Below are 19839 nucleotides of genomic sequence, written 5' to 3'. Positions count from 1 at the left end.
TTTCTCTTAATAGTCAATTTTCTGTCCATCCACCACTTCACTGTAACCAAAAGTGATAATTTGATTTCCCTCTTCCATTCCTTTGGTCACCACAGTTCTTCCGTTATAACTCAAGCCGGGAACTACTGATTTCTTGTATGCTCTTTTAATACCGTTTTCCGTTTGGGCAGCCAAAATATATTCGCCTTCTGAAGAACGCTGAATGACATTGGAAGGAATAATCAATACATCTTTCATCACTACATCATTGATTTTTAATTTGGCAATCATGTTGGCGGCATATTCGTTTTGATCGTTTGGAAGCTTTATTTCCACGCCGAAAGTTCGGGAACGAGGGTCAATAGTTTTAGAAACATAATGAACACTGGCCTCTACCGTTTTGTTAATGTCAGGAAATTCGATTTCTACTTTGTCGCCCTGACGAATTTTACCAAAGTCACTGTCGGCTAGTTTAGCTTTCACCTTCAGGCTTTCATTATTAATGATGCGGATGCCCGGCATCAACTGGCTAGGAGCCGCCATGTCGCCCACGCGCAAGTTCACCGCATCAACTGTTCCATTAATAGGAGCGATAATCTTGGTCATTTCCAGTTGTTTCTTCAGTCCGTCCACTCCTCTTTCAGCAGCTTCCTTTTGTGTTTTTGCTTGAAGGAATTGAATCTCGCTCCCTATCTTTTGTTCCCAAAGGTTCTTCTGCTTTTCAAACGCAGTGACAGCGAGCGACGTTTGCGCCTGAGCTGACTTCAACTGATCTTCTATTGCCGCGGTAGTTTGTGTAATACCAAGCAACTGTCCCTTACTAACCCGGTCGCCTACTTTAACATAGATAGCAGAAACAATACCGGGTTGCTGATTCAGCGCGGTGATATTCTCCTCAGCATCCACAACACCTTGCACTTCGATATAGTGCTTAAAATCCTGCTTTTTCAGTTCTTCTACCGTAACGCGCTTCGACTTTTTCTCGATCAGGAACGCTGTATCCATTTTAGAAATCTGCTTTTCCAGTGTTTCGATATTAGCCGTCAATTCTTTCAAATTAGACTTATATTCTGCCAACTGCTTTTTCTTAGAAGCAAGGTCCTTCTCTTCGGTATTTCTGCAAGCGGTAAAAAGAAGAACCGGTACGAGAAAAAAAAGAATGTTGCGCTTTTGCATGGTCATTCGTATTTGATTTTGGTGAATTATTTAATTCCTAAGGATTTGTCTAAATCAGCTTTGGCATTCAAGAGGTTCATGATGCTTTGAATGTATTTCAACTGATTAGTGGTGAACTCCTGTTGTGCCTGCGACAATTCAAAACTGGAACCTACCCCCTCGGTGAATTTGATCTGGTTTTTACCATAGATTTTCTTGCTCAGGTCTAAGGTCCTTTTGCTGTTCACTTCATCTGAGAGGGCGGCATTGAAGGTGGACTGCGCCGCTGAATATTGCAGTAAGGAAGCATTCTTGAAATTATCCAGATCGTTTTTAGTCTTCTGTTGCTCCAACTTCGCCTGTTTGATTTGTGCGTGCTTCATACCCGAATCAAAGATGGGCACCTTTAGGCTGACACCGAACAGTCCCTGCGAATACCAAGGGCTGACTTTCTTGGTGGAGCCATCCGGGTAACTTTGACTATCGCGCTTAAATATATCGCCAAAGGTTTCAGTCTGAGCGGTCCAAGCATAGTTCAAAAAGCCAGTCATATAAGGAGCGTATCCGCTTTGCTTCTGTTTCACATCATAGCCATTCAATTTGATGGCCGTCTGCAATAAATCATATTCAATTCGTGCAGAGGGATCAAATTTATTTTCTACCGGCAGGCCTGCCTGATCTTTCAGTTCATTTAATCGCTCCTTCAAAACAATGACTTCACCAAGCGGCATACCCATTTGAAATTTCAAATTTGCCAAGCCCACCTCTGCCATCTGGTTTTGAATGTTGATTTGGCTTTCCAGATTAGCCTTTGCCAATTCTAAACGATCCACATCCATTTCCTCAATTAAGCCTTGTGCGAACACCGCTTTCGTATCGCTCCATAGTTTTTCTATCACCTTCAGATTCTCCCCTAGCAAACTCATTGACTCCTGAGCTGCCTCCGCCTGATAGTATGCCTTCGCAACCGAATAACGAATTTCCTGCTCACTCATTTCGCGGGACAAACGGCTGGTTTTCATTAAATCTTTGGTGGCCTTTACACCGATGAGATAGCGCGCATCAAAAATCAATTGGCTTAATTGCAAACCTGCCGATAGAGTATTAGGCAATACAAACGAAATCTGTTGATTTTTACTGTCTAGCGCGCTTTGATAAAGAATGTTGCGGATATTCGTGTCCTGCTTGGCTTGATAACTGAGCACTCGAGCAGAAGCGCCGGTTGTATCTGAAAAAAATCGATTGAAAGCCGGAACAATCGGTGTTTTGAAATAGTACGTGTAGTCCACATTTCCTGTTACCTGAGGCAAGCCCATAGTAAGAATTTCCCAGTTGCGCGCTTTCGATTTTTGCTCGTCAATGCGCGCGTTTTTTACTGCATTGTTATTCTCAATGGCATAATCAACGGCTTCCTTTAATGTAAAACTTCGGGGTCCACTATCCTGAGCTTGGAGGGCCGATACAGCCAACAGCATTGATAGAAATAAAACTTTTTTCATTTGGCTCTTTTTCAGACGTTCAATTCTTGAATATATTGTGCTGCTCCAGAAGTCTCAATCCTTTTTCAGAAACGATTCCGCGCAAATGGTAGTTAATGTATTCTTTATAAATATGCAAGAACACATACTCCTTGGCTGGAAACAAGCGTTGGTTGCCGAGAATATCTACTCCGGCGATATAAATTTTAGAAATAATCTCCGAATTCAAGTTGGCGCGATAAACGCCCTGCTTCACTCCGTTCTCTATGTTTCGCAAAATACTTTTCAGCATAAAGTTATAGCGATGGTCTGAATAAATATCCCAAGCGTCGGGATAGTGCTTATGTATATCCACCAAGGCCGAACTCGTGAAATCAAGTACCTGATTAGAGAAATAGTCAGCCAATTTGATCAATTCATCTATCGAGTTCTCTGAAGAACCCAGAATACTTTCCATCTGCACCCGCTCCGCTTCTAAATATAATTCCAAAGACTGTTTCACGAGATCCGCCTTGTCATAGACCAGAGCATAAATAGTTTTTTTGCTCATCCCCATAGCACGGGCAACATCATCCATCGAAAGGGCCTTGACTCCGTGTTTCTTGAATAACTCGGCAGCAGTGTGCAACAACTTTATTTTTTGTTCGGTACGCATTTTGCGGGCGCAAATGTAGATTTTTTATTGTGCTGGAAACAAAAGTAGCTGCCAAAGTTTCCATAAAGATTATTTATTGCTTGTTTCATGATGCCAAAGAGGAAATCCACTTCTGCTGGATGGATTTTTAAGGCTATTTTTCACTTCAGATTGGGCTAAATAATAAGGTCAGCCTCTTCTATCCGATCCGCTTGGGTAGCGTTTTAATCAAACAGTTTGCCTTTACGAGGCTTTTTCGAAAAAATATAAAGAAAAAATGCCGTGGCAATCTTCCAAGGTGCATTATATAAAACCAAAATGCAAAGTGGAACATTCCTGACCGGTAGTACCTATCTCCCAAGGTTAGAAGAACGCCTTATGATATAAGGAAACCACCTGCTAAGTCTGAGGATGTCCTTCCCAACGTTGGGAGACCATATCCTAAGTCTGGGATAGCTATTCCCAATGTTGGGAACCTATATGAAAATGCTGGCAAGCCCTTTCTCAACGGTGGGAGACCGTATCCTAAGATTCGGAACCCCTTTCCCAACGGTAGGAGACCATATCCCAAGTCTGGGACAGCTATTCCCAACGGTGGGAACCTATATAAAAATGCTGGCAAGCCCTTTCCCAACGGTGGGAGACCGTATCCTAAGATTTGGAACCCCTTTCCCAACGATAGGAAACTATATCCAAAGACTGGGACAGCTATTTCCAACGGTGGGAACCTATGTCCCAAGTCTGGGATAGCTATTCCCAACGGTGGTGATATATAATTAAGTCTGCGGAAAACCTATCCTCCTCCCCGAAACTGATAATCCTGATTTTTCGGAATCAATAAGACGAATAAAGAAGCGGGGAATGCTAATGCAAAAGCCTGCTGTTTTCCTTTGAAAAGAAAACAGCAGGCTTTTCGTTGATTAATATCCGAACAACTGTTCGAGGCTCAATTCCTGAACCGGTCCAATTCCTTTCAGGACGTTCATGTCCAAATCTTCCTTTTTACCGATAACGAGGTAGGTATATTTCTTTCCCTTCACGTGTTCGTTGAAGAACTGGCGAATGTCGGGGAGGTTAAGCGTTTTAGCTTTATCATATATCGTCTTTCGAACGTCGTAATTCATTCCGCGTTTCAGCGCCCGGTCATAAGCCCAATACATATCAGAACGGGTAACCCAATCGCTTTCCAATGTCTTCACCACGCTGGCGCGTGCCCCTTCAAATTGCTGAGGAACTTCCGGCATATCGTTGAGCAATTTGTTCATTTCGAACAAAGCCGTTTTCATTTTATCGGCCTGTGTTCCAACATAAGAAGTAAGATAATGTGATTCGTTCGGATATTGGGGCACACCGTAACCGCTATAAACCGAATAGGCCAATGCCATCTTCTCCCGAATCTCCTGAAACATAATGGAGGAAAGACCTGAACCATAATAGTCATTATACAAATAGATATACGGATACAAGTCTTTATTGAATATTCCATCCTTTCCAATCATCATGATTTCGGCTTGCTTCATGGGATAGTAGCAGACATACACTTTGGTTTGATCAATAGCCAACTCCGGATAGGATTTTTTATCGGGATATGCTTTCAAAGGGTTTTGTGTTTTGTGGTACTTACTAACGACCGATAGTGCATTGTTCGCATTCCTGTTGCCATAATAGAAAATCTTATGCTTATATCCGCTCAAGGACTTAATCAAGGCAACAAGTTTATTGACCTCTTCATTTTTCAACTCTGCCTCACTCATTACATTGTTATAAGGATTGAATGCGCCGTATTTGGCATAATTCACCATGCCTCCCTGGAGGATTGCCCCTTTATTTTTCTTCGCATTCATTCGTTGCTGCATCTCGTCCATCACCATTTCTTCATACACACCTTTGTCGGCTTTCACATTGAACAGGATGTGTTCGAATAGCTCCACTCCTTTCTCCAGATTATCTTCCAAACCCGAAAGCGAAACATACACCCGGTCGCGACCAGAATTAACCCCAAAGGTGAGCCCAAGTTTGTAGAACTCCTTCTTCAAGTCCTCCGAAGTATATTTATCTGTACCGAGATATTCCAGGTAGTCAATCGCCAGTCCTAAATCCTTGATATGGTCGGTTCCCATATCGAAAATGTAGCTCATCTTGAAGGTTTTATTTACATCGTTCTTGATGTAATCAAAAGTCACCTCGCCATTACCCATTTTAAGATGAGTAATATCTTTATTAAAGTCAATAAACTTAGGAGTTAAAGAAGGCTGGGGCATATCATCAAACCTTCTCTTGAAACCGGAAACATCTTCCTTATTCATCACCACAGCGGTAATGGTAGGCTTCTCTACTTTGTGTACCGTTGCTTCTCCCTGACGTTTGTACGAAACCACATAATTATTCCGATAACGATCGTTCGCAAACTTCACCACATCAGCTTTGGTAATTTTAGAGAGTTCATCAATTTCATTCACCCAGTCTTTCCAATCTACGTTGTGTACAAAAGCACCCATCAGTGCTCCCGCTCTTCCCTGATTGCTTTCTGCAACTTTCATCCGTTCCAGTTTCAGGTTTTGAATAATGGCAGGAAGTATCCAATCTCCAAACTCTCCCTTCTTCACCTTTTCAATTTCTGCAAGCAGCAAATCTTTTACTTCCTCTAGGCTTTGCCCCTGTTTAGGTTCGCCATAAAATTTATGAAACGTATAATCGGTATTTTCATCTGGATAACAACCGGCAGAAAGTGTTTTTTGTTGTTGCACCAGATCAAGGTCAATCAAACCTGCTTGTCCGTTGGCCAACACCATGTCCACAATTTTTACCATCAGGGCATCCTTGGAGTTTGCCCCGCCAAATAAATAACCAATATATACATGCTCTGGCTGGGGACCTTTGTATTCTCTGTAAACCGGAGCCGTTAATTCGGGAGCCGGCTTAACAACAAACTGCGGGATAATAGCCGGCTGCCAGTCGCCAAAATATTTTTCAATCATATTCATCGTAGCCTCCGGATCTAAATCACCGGCCAAAATGATCGCCACATTGTTCGGACGATAGTAAGTATTGAAGTAGTTGTAGATGTTTATCATGGAAGGATTCTTGAGGTGTTCTCCTTCTCCGATAGTTGTCTGCGTGCCATAAGGATGGTTCGGCAGTAATGCATTGTTTACATTATGGTCGCTCCAGACCCGGTCGTTATCCTGATTCCGGTTAAACTCCTCATACACAGTTTCTAATTCTGTATGAAAAATCCTAAGCACACAGGTTTTGAATTTGTTCCCCTCCAGCATCAGAAATTTTTCCAACCCATTGGATGGAACATCGTTGGTATAGACCGTCATGTCTGTAGAAGTGAACGCATTGGTTCCCTGTGCACCAATCGAGGTAGCCATCTTGTCATATTCATTTGGGATAGCCCATTTGGAGGCCTCATAGCTAAAGGAATCTATCTTGGCATAAAGCACTTTTTTCTTTGCTTCATCTTTTTCGATCTTATGATACTCAAAATAGGCTGAGATAGAATCAAGCACAGGCTTTTCCTTACTCCAGTCTTTGGTGCCGAAATCATGCGAACCTTTGAACATCATGTGTTCCAGATAATGTGCCAAGCCGGTTGTCTGTGGTGGATCAAATTTAGAACCAGCTTTGACGGCGATATAAGTTTGAATTCGTGGGGCATCTTTGTTCACCGAAATAAAAACCTTCAGCCCATTGCGAAGGGTATATATCTTAACGTTCAATGGATCATTGGCAATGGTATCTTTCAGATATGGTTCAATCTTCCCACTCAGTTGAATAGGTTGAACTAACGTCTGTTGAATGGGCGCTTTGTTTGTAATCTTTACCGCTTGTTGCGCATTAGAGCAAAGCGACAACGAGATAAACAGGGAAATAAATAGCAATCTGGTTTTCATGTATTTGATTTTGATGAGTAAATATTAATTGTTGTAGTCTAACTCCAGCCCGAACAGTTGCACCATCTTTTTTACGTTGGGATTCTTCTCGGCCATGCGTTCAAACTTTTCTTTGGGAGTGTAAGGCTTCGCATTGGTTATTAATTCTTTATCAGCCTCTATCACCAAATCAATTTCCACCCCCAACCTTGAAGAAATAAAACTTTGAATACCCAGACGTAAGTCGTCGAACTGTGATTTCTGAATTTCGCTTTTCACTTTCAGGTGCAAGCGATTCGGCAAAGCACTATCTACCAAAGGTTTAAAGTTTGCAAAACTAATTCTCAATCCTTTTTTCTCTTCAGGAATTCGGGCAGCATAGTCGTCCCAAAGTTTTAGAACATTCTCTTCATTAAGAATCAGTATTTCGTCGGCATAGTTTTCAGAAACATCCTGATTAGTCAGTGTGGTTGCAGCAGCCGCATCCTCTAAATCTTTTAGAGAATCCAATGTCAGAACCTTTTTGGTCTTAGTGATAGCAGCCGAAGGCTTGGGATTAGGAGTGTGTACCGGAGGATTAGACGCTATCTCTTTAGGCTCCTCCACCATGACCAATTTCTCTTCCGGAACCGGAATTACTTTTTCAGTGGGATTGTGCTTCAGTATGGGAGTCTCTTTGCTATCCTGCTTTAGTTTTTTTTTACCGTCGTCGGTATCGTTCACCACCGAATTGACATAACACATTTTAATGAGTGTCAATTCTACAGTCAGCCTTTTATTCTTAGACGTTTTATACTGAACGTCGGATTGATTGCCCAAAGAAAGACAGTTAACAAGAAAATCAGGAGAAGCCAGTGAGGACTGCAAAGCATAGCGCTGTTTCAGGTTTTCGCTCACCTCCATAATTTTAAGCGTATCGGCATCTTTGCAGAACAGAATGTTGCGGAAATGTTCACACAAGCCAAGAATGAAATCATCTCCTTCAAATCCTTTTTTCAAAATTTCATCAAACAGAATTAGTGTCAAGGTGAGATTTTCAATCAGCAAGGCATCGGTTACTTTGAAAAAGTAATCGTAATCAAGCACATTCAGATTATCAAGAATCGCTGCATAGGTCAGCTTCCCTCCCGCAAAACTTGAAAGGCGATCGAACATAGACAGCGCGTCGCGCATTCCGCCGTCGGCCTTTTGAGCAATGATGTGCAGCGCATCTTCTTCTGCTTCTATTTTCTCTGCTTGGCAAATGTTCTTCAGGTGGGCGACGATTGTATCTACCCCGATTCGCTTAAAGTCAAAAATCTGACATCGAGAAAGAATTGTGGGGAGAATTTTATGCTTTTCAGTCGTTGCTAAAATAAACTTACAATAGGACGGCGGTTCCTCTAATGTTTTCAGAAACGCATTGAATGCACTTGGAGAGAGCATGTGAACCTCATCAATGATGTAGATTTTATACTTCCCGCTTTGCGGAGGAAAGCGCACCTGATCCACCAAAGACCGCATGTCTTCTACCGAATTATTAGACGCGGCATCCAGTTCATGAATATTAAAAGAGGCGTTCTGCGCGAAAGAAACACAAGACTCGCATTTGCCACAGGCTTCAAAATCTGATTGAATGTTTTCGCAATTAATCGTTTTGGCCAAAATACGCGCCGCAGTAGTTTTACCTACCCCTCGTGGCCCACAGAAAAGGAAGGAGTGGGCTAGGTGGTTCGTTTTGATTGCATTCTTCAGCGTGGTGGCTACTTGCTCCTGACCTACCATTTCACTGAAACGGATGGGGCGGTATTTACGGGCACTAACTATGTATTCAGACATACTGCTGTAAAAATATAAAAAGAAGAATATCGCAAAGTTATCTTGGGGAAGTTTAACCTCTTATTAACGAATAAAATTTTTCAGCCAACAACTTTGCCCAGCCCGAATACATTCTACCGGAAGGGTGCAAGCCGTCGCTTGCTACCAAACCTGGATCTTTTGGCACTTGTCTTGAAATAGAGGTGATATCAATATAATGCGCTCCGACACCTTCCGCCTCTTCATGATTTATTTTATTAAAAGCATCAATCTCTCTACTTATGGCCTCACTACTTCGCTTCTTCGCATCTTGAGAAACAAAAGGAGTCACTCCCCAATCGGGTATCGAAAGAACGATCACATGATTCTTATTTCTTCCGGCAAACCTGATTGCGGTTTGGAGCAGTGTTGCAAACTCTTGCCTATAGCTTTCCAAATCTTGTCCTCGATATTGATTATTGACTCCAATCAATAACGTCACGAAGTCGTAATGACTTTCCAACTTCTCCTCTTGAATTGCTAAAGATAATTCATCGGTCGTCCATCCGGTGCGGGCGATTATTTTAGGCTTTTCAAATTTAATTCCTTTCGATTTCAGTATATCTAATGCTTGCTCAGAAAAACGTTCTCGTTCCTCCACCGATTCTCCAATCGTATAAGAATCGCCCAAACAAAGAAGTGTATAATGTTTTTGTTGAGGCATACAAAGTTAGCTAAGTGAGCAAGCTATATCAGAGCAGATTCATAAGGGCAAGCGAATGCCCGAGGAATCAAATTAGTCATTAAAGATTTCTATCGGTATTAAATAATTTGGATTTGCCTTGCTACTTTCTGGAGAATTTCAAATACCGTTTCTGCCATTACATTTTCGCTGTCTAATGTGGGATTGATTTCTGTAAACTCCAAACAACAAACCCGCTCGTTCTGAACCAATTCCAAAATGATATCCGCTGCTTCCCGCTCGTTGATGCCGCCTTTCACCGGAGTCCCGGTGCCTCTAGATATGGTTGGATCAAGGGCATCTACATCAAAGGAAATATAAATCTTATCGCAGCCGGAAAGATATTTCAAGGCTTCACGACAAGTCTTGGTCACGCCTGTTTTTTTGATTTCAGAAGTGGTAAAGTTTTTAACGCGATGTTGCTTAATTAAATATCCCTCTTGTTCCTCATAATCGCGCAGCGTCATAAAAAGCAAATCTGCATATTCCACCTTAGGGCTGATGTCGCCTACATTTTTCAAGCGCTCCCAAAGTTCAATGGTTTCAAAATCCAGATTATTCACCTTGTTTTCAATATTGTCTTCTGCCAAAGCGGTTGCCAAGGGCATTCCATGAAGATTCCCGGAAGGAGAGGTATAAGGAGAATGTAAGTCCGCATGTGCATCAATCCAAATCACTCCCAGTCTAGAATCCGGATAGGCCATTTTGATACCCGCAATACTTCCTCCGGCAGTAGAATGATCGCCGGAAATGATAATGGGAAATTTGCCGTCTTTTAATGAGTCCCGAATGGCAGCTCCTACCCTTTCATACATCTTGATAACACTTCTGATTCTCTTGGCATAGCGGCTTTCAATCTGTCCATGCAATGCAGCATTGTCATCCGGGATATTTGTGCTGCGATGTGTTTTGAAAAAATCACTCCTATAATCTAGCGCCGCAATTTTCACAGCATCTACTCCTAGGCTGGATCCTCGGGTTCCCGCTCCTACTTCACTTTTTACTTCTATCAGTTTTAACTGCCTTCCCTTCTTCATAACATTTTACTTATAAACCATTTTGTACCCTATCCAGCCTCATTTGGTCCTAACCTTAGCCGACAGGTAATCAGCAAGGATATAACAAAAACAGAAGAATGTTTACAAAATATACATAACCGTATGTGGTTCTTTCTATATTAGTTGCTAAAATATTCTTAATCCGTCAATATTTCAACCTATGGCAGATCACCTGAAGTATATTTTAGCCTTAGACCAAGGCACCACGAGTTCACGCTCTATTATTTTTGATAAACAGGGAAACATCGTCAGCAGGGCGCAGAAAGAGTTTTCTCAAATCTTTCCAAAGCCCGGCTGGGTAGAACATGATCCGGGTGAAATATGGAATACGCAAATCTTCACAGCCAAAGAAGCTATGAGCAATGCCGGCATCAAGGCATCGCAAATATCTGGTATCGGCATCACCAACCAGCGCGAAACCACGGTGGTATGGGACCGGCATACAGGTATTCCTGTTTATAATGCCATCGTATGGCAGGATAACCGGACGGCAGAGATGTGCGAAAAGTTGAAAAAGAAAAAAGATTTAGAGCAATACATTCACGACTCAACCGGCTTGGTGCTCGACTCCTATTTCTCCGCCACCAAAATCAGATGGATACTGGATAATGTGAAAGGCGCTGCCAAAAAAGCAGAAAACAACGATTTGATTTTCGGAACGATTGATAGTTGGCTACTGTGGAAATTAACGGATGGCACCAAACATCTCACCGACTATAGCAATGCATCGCGCACCATGTTGTTTAATATCAAGACCTTGAAATGGGATGAAAAGCTCTTAAAGACTTTTGGCATTTCTCCACTGATGTTACCTGCGGTTATGAACTCCAGCGGATTCTTTGGGTTCACGCACCGAGGCATCTTCGATGCTGAAATCCCCATTGCAGGAATTGCCGGTGACCAACAATCCGCACTTTTTGGACAAACATGTATTGGTGCCGGTATGGCAAAGAACACCTATGGCACCGGTTGCTTTTTATTGATGAACACCGGGCATAAAATGGTGAAATCCAAGCATGGGCTGATCACCACCATTGCGTGGGGAATCAATGGGAAGGTAGAATATGCACTTGAAGGAAGTGTGTTCATTGCCGGTGCGGCAGTGCAGTGGCTTCGCGATGGACTAAAAATAATTGAGACCGCGGCCGAATCGGAGTACCTCGCGAATAGCGTGCCTGATTCAGGCGGAGTATATGTGGTTCCCGCGTTTGCAGGACTTGGCGCTCCTTACTGGGATATGAACGTCAAAGGAACCATACTCGGTTTGACGCGCGGCACCACCAAAGCTCATTTGGTTCGTGCCACTTTAGAATCTTTAGCTTATCAGACTCGGGATGTTCTGACCGCTATGCAGCAAGATTCCGGTATCAAATTAAAATCTATTCGGGTAGATGGAGGAGCCAGCACCAACAACTTTTTGATGCAATTTCAAAGTGATATTCTCGGAGTGCCTGTTGAACGACCAAAGATTACAGAAACCACAGCACTTGGTGCCGCGTTCCTTGCCGGGTTGGCCGTTGACTTTTATAAAATGCCTGATATTCTGAAGCATTGGAAAGTTGAAAAGGTATTTAAACCGAAAATGAAACCAGTAGAAAAAGAAAAACTATACGCCGATTGGAAGAAAGCCGTCGAAGTAGCTACCTCTTGGGGCAAAGCCAAATAATCTAACCGGCATAGCCATTCAACTTTTGTTTCTCTTCATCCGATAATTTGGCCTGCATTGCAATGCGTCTATTGCAAAGTGTTAGTGTATCTCGTCCTGAACTACTTCGTTTCTGTTCTCTGCTCCAGTTCCGCTTGCTTCTTGTCCATCATATTACTCATGCGGCTATTGAAAAGAACAAAACCAATTAGTATCAAACAAAACACCACTAACATCAGATTCATACTTGTGTCTGTTTTCATTTGGTGATTTTGGTTTAAAACAATCTATACTTCAAATAAACGCTAGTAGGGAAAATTTGTTTCGTTTTGATTTCCACATACAGGCAATTATCCAGTGCTGCACAAATATTCATCCATTATTGTGCCAAGAAAATGAAGATATATACAATAGCCTTCTTTCATTCACAATTATTCACATAATAGCCTGCAAAGGAGCAGTTTAGACAACCTAAAGTTTTCAACATTTTTTCATTATGCCATGTATGATACAATCTAAAACTTGTAGAGTGTAGCATAAATATGACAGGGTGTGTAGAACCGTAAAGGCAGCCGCTTTCAAATCAGCACCTTAATTGTTGCCTCTTTCCTTTTAAGGAATCCAACAGCTCAGGAATGCTTTTCATTTTACAATCTTATTTTTAATCCATCGAAAGACCCTATGGCACTCAGTTGGAACGAAATAAAAGACCGCGCCCTCAAATTCTCGAAAGAGTGGGAAGGAACGAGCAGCGAAGAAGCCGATGCTAAACCTTTTGTGGATGCATTCTTTGAAGTGTTCGGCGTGTCGCGCAGAAAGGTGGGCACCTTTGAACACCGCATAAAAAAGCTCGACGCCAAAGACGGATACATTGACCTGCTTTGGAAAGGCACGATGCTCATTGAGATGAAAAGCCTCGGCAAAAACCTCGATGATGCCTACGTACAGGCCGCTGACTATACTTATGGATTAAAGCAACACGAATTCCCCAAATACATTCTCACCTGCGATTTTCAAACCTTCCGCCTCAAAGATTTGGAAGAAGGAACCACGGTGGAGTTTGTGCTGAAAAACCTGGTAAAGAATGTGCAGCATTTTCATTTCATAGCCGGTTATCAAAAACGTATTTTCAAAGAGCAAGACCCCGCCAACATCAAGGCCGCCGAACTGATGGGCAAACTCCACGACCGGTTAAAAGAAATAGGTTACGAAGGTCATCCCTTAGAAGTTTATCTCGTTCGACTGCTCTTTTGCCTTTTTGCCGAAGACACCACCATTTTCAACAAACAACAGTTTCAGGATTTCTTAGAACAACGCACTAACGAAGACGGAAGCGATCTGGCCTCCAAATTGCAAGAGCTTTTTCAGGTGCTCAACACCCCGCGCGAACAGCGCTTCAAAAACCTCGACGAACAACTCGCCGATTTTCCTTACGTCAATGGCAAACTGTTTGAAGAAGCTTTGCCTATGGCAAGTTTCGATAGCAAGATGCGGCAGGCACTGCTCGATTGTTGCTATCTGGACTGGAGTAAAATATCACCCGCCATTTTCGGCTCCATGTTCCAAAGCGTGATGAACCCCAAAGAGCGGCGCAACCTTGGGGCGCACTACACCAGCGAAAAGAACATCCTCAAACTCATCAAGCCCCTTTTTCTTGATGAACTTTGGGCGGAGTTTGAAAAGGTGAATCATGACCCTACCAAACTCACACACCTACATAATAAGATTGCTTCGCTCCGTTTTTTGGACCCTGCCTGTGGCTGCGGCAACTTCTTAATTATTACTTACAGAGAACTTCGACTGCTTGAATTGAAGATTATTCAAACGCTGCAAAAACTCAACCTGCGGATTCATCAAATGGAATTTTTGGATGTATCGCTATTCTTCAAAGTGAACGTTGACAAGTTTTATGGCATTGAATATGAGGAATTTCCTTCCCGCATTGCCGAAGTAGCCATGTGGCTGATTGACCATCAAATGAATATGCTTTGCAGCATGGAAACCGGCGAAAAGCTTTTTAGAATTCCATTGGTGAAATCAGCAAAAATCGTTCAGGGCAATGCACTACAAATAGATTGGAACAGTTTGTTGACCGAGGAGAATACTATAGAAATTGATGCCAGAGATGCTGAAATTATTGTAAGACATCAGGTAAAAGAACCATCGCTCAAATATGGTAAGGTGAAACTCGTAGTGGAGCACTATAAAATTGTAGATGAGTTTTCGACAATAACACCCGACACTACATTCAATTACATTCTTGGCAATCCTCCTTTCATCGGCTCAAAATTAATGACAGCAGAACATCGTGCGGATGTTGTAAATGAAGCAGAAAACATATCCGGCAGTGGTGTTTTAGATTACGTAACTGGTTGGTATTTTAAAGCGGCTAAATACATACAAGGTAAAAACATAAAAGCAGCTTTCGTTTCTACCAACTCAATTGTTCAGGGAGAGCAGACCAGCATTTTGTGGGGGCAGTTGTTGAATAAATACAATATCAAAATTCATTTCGCTCATCGCACGTTCAAATGGAGTAATGAGGCAAAAGGAAATGCAGCTGTTTACTGCGTAATAATTGGTTTTGCAAATTTTGACACACCCCTAAAAAGACTTTTTGAGTATGATGATATAAAAGGTGAACCGCATGAAATAATTGCAAAGAACATTAACCCATATCTGGTGGATGCGAAAAGTTTATTGGTTGATAAAAAGTCAAATCCAATTTGCAAAGTCCCCGGAATGAGTTTCGGAAATATGCCCTTAGATGGTGGCAATCTTCTTTTGTCAGACGAGGAGAAGAATGAATTTCTTTTAAAAGAACCTAAAGCAGCAAAATATATTAAGCCATTAATTTCTGCTTATGAATTTTTAAATGGAGAAAACCGTTGGTGTTTATGGCTAGAAAATGTGGAGCCACACGAACTAAAATCTATGCCTGAAGTTCTCAAGCGCGTAGATGCGGTACGAAAGTTTCGCCTTGCCAGTGTTGCGCCTTCAACACAAAAATTTGCGGCTACTCCAGCTTTATTTAGAGATAGAAATCAGCCAACCACATATATTCTTATTCCTAGCACTTCCTCTGAAAATAGGATGTACATCCCAATGGGATTCTTTACTAAAAAATCGATTGCAAGTAACAGTTGTCACATCGTGCCAAGTGCCAATTTATATCACTTTGGAGTCTTAATGTCAGTGATGCACATGGCTTGGGTAAAAACAGTTTGCGGTCGCTTAAAGAGTGATTTTCGATATTCCAAAGACATCGTTTACAACAACTATCCCTGGCCCCTCAACCCTACCGACAAACAAACCAAAGCCATCGAAGCCGCCGCACAGAAAGTATTAGATGCACGATTGCTTTTCCCAAACAGCAGCCTCGCCGATTTATACGACCCGCTCACCATGCCTCCGGCTTTAGTCAAAGCCCACAATGAATTAGACAAAGCCGTTGACCTTGCTTATCGCCCCCAAGCCTTCCTCACCGAAGCCAAGCGTATGGAGTTTTTGTTTGAGCTATACGAACAATACACTAAAGACCTTTTTACTAAAGAAAAAGGCAAGAAGAAAAAGAAAAATGAAAAATCCGCAGGCTAATAATCCTTTACACGGCATCACGCTCGAACAGATACTCAATCATTTGGTGGCGCAATATGGTTGGGAAGAAATGGGCGCACAGATAAACATCCGATGCTTTAATCTAGACCCGAGCATAAAATCAAGTCTCACTTTTTTGCGCAAAACACCTTGGGCGAGAACACAGGTCGAGAAGATGTATTTGGAAAGCCTGAAATAAAACGCCTGCATTGCTCTTGATTTCTTCACTTAGCATAGACTATGCCTTTTCAGCTATAAGCTGCAAGCCTTGCTAGGTCGTAAGCAAATAGGCTACGCACAGTGGGAGCTAAAACCAGATTCCAAATCAGAGAAATTATTTTTTACAGAAAAAAATGATGAAAACTGATGTACTTTTAATCCCGTGATTCCTACTTATATCATCAAAGAAAACAGTTTCATTGCTCGGTTGGCAGCGCGCAAATTGAAAGCGACGCAGCTTGCCATCGTTATAGGTCGAACTATTCACCTACACAATACAGATAAACAATCTTTTCTTGCCAATTCAACCTGGCTGCGCCATGAACTGAAGCACATTGAGCAGTTTCGACGATATGGTTTCTTTCGTTTTATTATTCTCTATCTCTGGGAGTCGCTTTTGCATGGCTATCGCGATAACCGTTTTGAACACGAAGCACGTGAAGCAGAAAGAGAGGTAACTTCGCACACGCTCGCGTCTCGTGAGTGAGTGGCAGATTAAAGATTCAGCCGTTTGAGTTCATTAAACTTCTTCAAAAAGTACCTTTCAGGCCTAAAGTCCCCGCTGTTTGGCATTTGTTAAGCCCATGCTTCAGCATCGGGTTGGGTTACTGACAAAAAATGATATTTAGGCTTTTGCCCACCGACTTACTTTTCATTTTCCGAAGAGGTCTTCTTTCGCATTTTGTCACTACGACGATGCAAAATCGCATCACGATTGTTCAAAAAGCCTTCACGATTCATCAAAATCGCTCCACGATAGTGCAAAATCGCATCAGCATCCTTCAAAATCGCATCACGATGGTGCAAAAATGCATCACGATTGCGCAAAAAGCCTTCAGCGTTGTTCAAAATCGCTCCACGATTCATCAAAATCACATCAGCATCCATCGAAATCCTCTCAGCATCGTGCGAAATCGCATCAACATCCATAGATATGCCATCAAGATGCAAGGATATGCTATCAACTTTTTGCGATAAGCCATCTTATTGGTTCTAAGTGCTACCCAATTCCAACAAAAAGCCCCGACTTTCTAGAGACGGGGCTTTCATGGAGAAAAAAATGCAGCAGGCGCGATGGCTAATTATTTGAAGCGGACCAGTTTCATTTTCACTACTTGTTTTGTTTCATCTGCCGATGAACCAAATAAACTTTTTACATAGTCCTTTACTTTGAGCGAAATATCAATCAGCCCCGTATCCTTGTCATAAAGCAAATGGTTTCTTCCGTTTCTCGCGGCCTCCAAAGGGGCTATGACCGTTGCTTCGATATTATCGTTCATGGCTTTCAGCGAATCATACAGCGGATTGAGGTTGGCAATCGTAATAGTAGCTTCGTTCGGTGTGTATTCGGGGCTGGTAGCCAACAGGTCAATATAAATTTTGAAATTTGTTATCCTTTGAACATAGCTCAAATGGCTGTTGCTCACCCAGTCGGGATTTGGATTTGCCGGATCGTCAGGAGGAAGCAGAACGACCACCGGTTTTTTCACTCTGGAGCCTCTTATTTTATCTGCATAACCTTTACAATCCTTAATCAGTTCTTTATCGCCACTGGCTGATTTAAGATAGTTGAATGAGTTGGTTACGATTTTATTCAAGGGTTCAAAAGCCTGCACTCTTTGGTTAATCGGTACTTTAGAGTTGGCCAATATCCCATTCATATTATTGTTCTGCCCGTCGGCTGCCGACCAAAGGGAGAACAAATTTGCAACAGTGATATTGGGATTGCCCGGTTGGTAGGTAGGCCCGAAGCTGTCGCATTTGTCATGAAGTTTTTTGAAGTTGAAGATGTTGAGCGTATGTCCGGTTTCTGCATTGCTTGCCATAGTTTCTAGATTTTATGGATACAAATATAGATAGGCACTACCCCGACTCACAAGTGGTGCCGATAGCCACATTCAGGGCAGATTTGGCTCCATATCCCGAACCGTAGGATATAGCGCTGGTATTCCATCTGTTCTAAATACATCGCGCGATAAACAGCCGGAGTAATGATGTATTCTCGTTTAAAACATTTAGTGAAATGATCTTCGTCGCGCATACCGACAGCTTGACGCACCTGACAAATAGTTTTGCTTTCCTCGCGGCGAAGGATACTTCCCGCCGTCCAGATGCGCAAACGGGGCATGTATTCTTCCATCGTTAAACCGGTATGGATTTTCATCGCTGCGCTAAGCACGCGCCGGTCCTCGTCAAAATAATTTTCGATGGAGGCGACGTTGCATAGTTCAGGGTTATGAAGATTGGGAATCACGAAACGGTTGTAGCGATTCAGGAAATCGGATGGTGATGTAGGTTGGTTCATGCCGAAAGTGTTTTAGTTCTCTAAGCGATAAAAATGGTTTGTGATGAACTGCCTGTCACGGCGGTTTCTATGCCCAAATTTCTAAATTTTTTTTGAAAAAAGAAAAGCCGGGCATGCCCGGCTTTCAGATTTTTACGCCTTAAAGAAATAAGGCAGAGAGACTTTGTTTAGAACATATTCATCCAGGTGCGCATGTACTGCCAACTGGCACCTTCCATCGAAAAGGCGATAATTGCCCAAACAAGAAACATGAAAGGTGATAATACGGTGATTATAAACCACTTCTTTTCGTGTTTCAAGTGCATAAAGACACCCATGATATAGACTACTTTCACAATCGAAAATACCGCCATCAGCAGGTTAATCACCCATCTGAATTTGCCTCCGTCCTGCGCAAAAGTGTCATAACTAATAGCGATGCCCACCTCTACCACCGTAACGGCGGATAGAATAAGGATGGTCTTCAGCACCTCTTTTCTGCTGTCCTTATATTCTCCTTCTGTCCAATGTAGGTGTCCTTGTACCGGTTCGTCGAAATTCATGAGCTAAGTATTTAGAAGTTAGTATTAAATAATTTAGATTAAAGTAGATAGAAGCAAAGGAAAACATACACCCATACTAAGTCAACGAAGTGCCAGTATAGTCCTAGTTTCTCCACCATTTCATAATGTCCTATCTTTTCAAACCTTCCATTCATGGTGGACACAGCCAGCCAAGTATTCAGAATCACTCCACCGGTAACGTGCAATCCGTGGAATCCGGTAATCACAAAGAACAACTGCCCGAAGTTAGTAACCTTGGTTATCGGTGAAGCAGTCGTAACGGTCATGCCGCTGTGAATCAAATGGGTCCACTCATAATATTGGCAGACGAGGAATAATATCCCGCAAAGTATAGTAGGAATCAGGAATTTCACTACGCCATATTTATTCATCCTGTATCCTTCCTGCACCGCACGTACCATGGTGTAGGAACTGAGGATCAGCAAGAAAGTCATGAAACTGACGAAAACCAAAGGCAAGTTTTCAGGGTTGATTCCCACTTTCTCTAAAATAGCCGCCAACGAAGGGACGGGTATAGAGGCAAACACCTCGGCCGGATTAGGCCAGATATCTGCTTGAGTAAATCGTAATGCTGCATAAGCAACCAAGAAGGAACCAAAGGTGAAGGTGTCTGAGATGAGGAAATACCACATCATCACCTTTCCATACCCCGCCTTGAAGGGCGAATGTCCTCCGCTCCAAAGTTCCTTTTCTGTATCGCCGCTGCGATGTAAAACTGCTTCTGCCATAATTTGATTCTTTAATTATCGGTAGTTAATGTAAAAAAAGATGTAGAGATAAACCCATACGGCATCTACATAATGCCAGTAG

General features: G+C 42.3%; 18 protein-coding genes. 5 read left to right on the top strand and 13 right to left on the bottom strand.

Annotation, left to right across the window (positions count from 1 at the left end; genetic code table 11):
• Window positions 1-6: 6 nt before the first annotated feature.
• From IPP77_09950 to IPP77_09940, 3 genes are read right to left on the bottom strand one after another with little or no spacing between them, the layout of a single operon-like run.
• Window positions 7-1161: an efflux RND transporter periplasmic adaptor subunit gene (locus tag IPP77_09950; protein MBL0309978.1), complete on the bottom strand. Its 1155-nt coding sequence runs from the start codon at window positions 1159-1161 to the stop codon at window positions 7-9.
• 20 nt (window positions 1162-1181) lie between these two features.
• Window positions 1182-2633, bottom strand: a complete 1452-nt coding sequence (locus IPP77_09945) for a TolC family protein (protein MBL0309977.1) — start codon at window positions 2631-2633, stop codon at window positions 1182-1184.
• A gap of 19 nt (window positions 2634-2652) precedes the next feature.
• Window positions 2653-3267 carry a TetR/AcrR family transcriptional regulator gene (locus tag IPP77_09940; protein ID MBL0309976.1) on the bottom strand — a complete coding sequence of 205 codons (615 nt, stop codon included), beginning with the start codon at window positions 3265-3267 and terminating at the stop codon, window positions 2653-2655.
• A 444-nt stretch (window positions 3268-3711) separates the two neighbouring features.
• Here IPP77_09940 and IPP77_09935 point away from each other — a divergent pair, with 444 nt between their 5' ends.
• Complete coding sequence (locus IPP77_09935; protein MBL0309975.1) at window positions 3712-3996, top strand: hypothetical protein; 285 nt, start codon at window positions 3712-3714, stop codon at window positions 3994-3996.
• A 170-nt stretch (window positions 3997-4166) separates the two neighbouring features.
• On the opposite strand, the gene IPP77_09930 is transcribed toward IPP77_09935, so the two are convergent.
• From IPP77_09930 to IPP77_09915, 4 genes are all read right to left on the bottom strand, one after another.
• On the bottom strand, window positions 4167-7145 hold the full coding sequence (locus IPP77_09930) for an insulinase family protein (protein ID MBL0309974.1): 2979 nt from the start codon (window positions 7143-7145) through the stop codon (window positions 4167-4169).
• 24 nt (window positions 7146-7169) lie between these two features.
• Window positions 7170-8942, bottom strand: a complete 1773-nt coding sequence (locus IPP77_09925) for a DNA polymerase III subunit gamma/tau (GenBank protein ID MBL0309973.1) — start codon at window positions 8940-8942, stop codon at window positions 7170-7172.
• A 52-nt stretch (window positions 8943-8994) separates the two neighbouring features.
• Window positions 8995-9624 (bottom strand): SGNH/GDSL hydrolase family protein, encoded by a 630-nt coding sequence (locus IPP77_09920; protein MBL0309972.1) that lies wholly within the window; start codon window positions 9622-9624, stop codon window positions 8995-8997.
• A 98-nt stretch (window positions 9625-9722) separates the two neighbouring features.
• Window positions 9723-10679, bottom strand: coding sequence for an arginase (locus tag IPP77_09915; protein ID MBL0309971.1), 957 nt, complete (start codon window positions 10677-10679; stop codon window positions 9723-9725).
• Between the two features lie 181 nt (window positions 10680-10860).
• Between IPP77_09915 and glpK the strand changes: the two genes are divergently transcribed.
• Window positions 10861-12366: a glycerol kinase GlpK gene (gene glpK, locus IPP77_09910; GenBank protein ID MBL0309970.1), complete on the top strand. Its 1506-nt coding sequence runs from the start codon at window positions 10861-10863 to the stop codon at window positions 12364-12366.
• A gap of 101 nt (window positions 12367-12467) precedes the next feature.
• On the opposite strand, the gene IPP77_09905 is transcribed toward glpK, so the two are convergent.
• Window positions 12468-12608: a hypothetical protein gene (locus IPP77_09905; protein ID MBL0309969.1), complete on the bottom strand. Its 141-nt coding sequence runs from the start codon at window positions 12606-12608 to the stop codon at window positions 12468-12470.
• Between the two features lie 418 nt (window positions 12609-13026).
• On the opposite strand from IPP77_09905, the gene IPP77_09900 reads away from it, so the two are divergent.
• The 3 genes from IPP77_09900 (at window position 13027) to IPP77_09890 (ending at window position 16648) form a co-directional block, all read left to right on the top strand.
• The gene (locus tag IPP77_09900; protein MBL0309968.1) at window positions 13027-15942 is read left to right on the top strand and encodes a class I SAM-dependent DNA methyltransferase; all 2916 of its coding nucleotides are present in this window, start codon (window positions 13027-13029) and stop codon (window positions 15940-15942) included.
• Window positions 15923-16141, top strand: coding sequence for a DUF2132 domain-containing protein (locus tag IPP77_09895; protein MBL0309967.1), 219 nt, complete (start codon window positions 15923-15925; stop codon window positions 16139-16141). The genes IPP77_09900 and IPP77_09895 overlap by 20 nt, the downstream gene beginning before the upstream one ends.
• 186 nt (window positions 16142-16327) lie before the next feature.
• Entirely contained in the window at window positions 16328-16648 is a 321-nt protein-coding gene (locus IPP77_09890) for a DUF4157 domain-containing protein (protein MBL0309966.1), read from the top strand.
• Window positions 16649-16806: 158 nt separating this feature from the next.
• On the opposite strand, the gene IPP77_09885 is transcribed toward IPP77_09890, so the two are convergent.
• The 5 genes from IPP77_09885 to IPP77_09865 form a co-directional block, all read right to left on the bottom strand.
• Complete coding sequence (locus IPP77_09885; GenBank protein MBL0309965.1) at window positions 16807-17091, bottom strand: hypothetical protein; 285 nt, start codon at window positions 17089-17091, stop codon at window positions 16807-16809.
• Between the two features lie 152 nt (window positions 17092-17243).
• Window positions 17244-17987 (bottom strand): hypothetical protein, encoded by a 744-nt coding sequence (locus tag IPP77_09880; GenBank protein MBL0309964.1) that lies wholly within the window; start codon window positions 17985-17987, stop codon window positions 17244-17246.
• 47 nt (window positions 17988-18034) lie between these two features.
• The gene (locus tag IPP77_09875) at window positions 18035-18466 is read right to left on the bottom strand and encodes a helix-turn-helix domain-containing protein (protein ID MBL0309963.1); all 432 of its coding nucleotides are present in this window, start codon (window positions 18464-18466) and stop codon (window positions 18035-18037) included.
• A 167-nt stretch (window positions 18467-18633) separates the two neighbouring features.
• Complete coding sequence (locus IPP77_09870; protein MBL0309962.1) at window positions 18634-19008, bottom strand: cytochrome C oxidase subunit IV family protein; 375 nt, start codon at window positions 19006-19008, stop codon at window positions 18634-18636.
• Window positions 19009-19046: 38 nt separating this feature from the next.
• Window positions 19047-19757: a cytochrome c oxidase subunit 3 gene (locus tag IPP77_09865; protein MBL0309961.1), complete on the bottom strand. Its 711-nt coding sequence runs from the start codon at window positions 19755-19757 to the stop codon at window positions 19047-19049.
• Window positions 19758-19839 lie beyond the last annotated feature (82 nt).

The organism is Bacteroidota bacterium (assembly GCA_016722375.1).
In the GTDB taxonomy this organism is placed as follows: Bacteria; Bacteroidota; Bacteroidia; order Chitinophagales; family LD1; genus Bog-950.
Note: the sequence above shows the minus strand (reverse complement) of the source record. Positions and strands in the feature narration are given on the sequence as shown.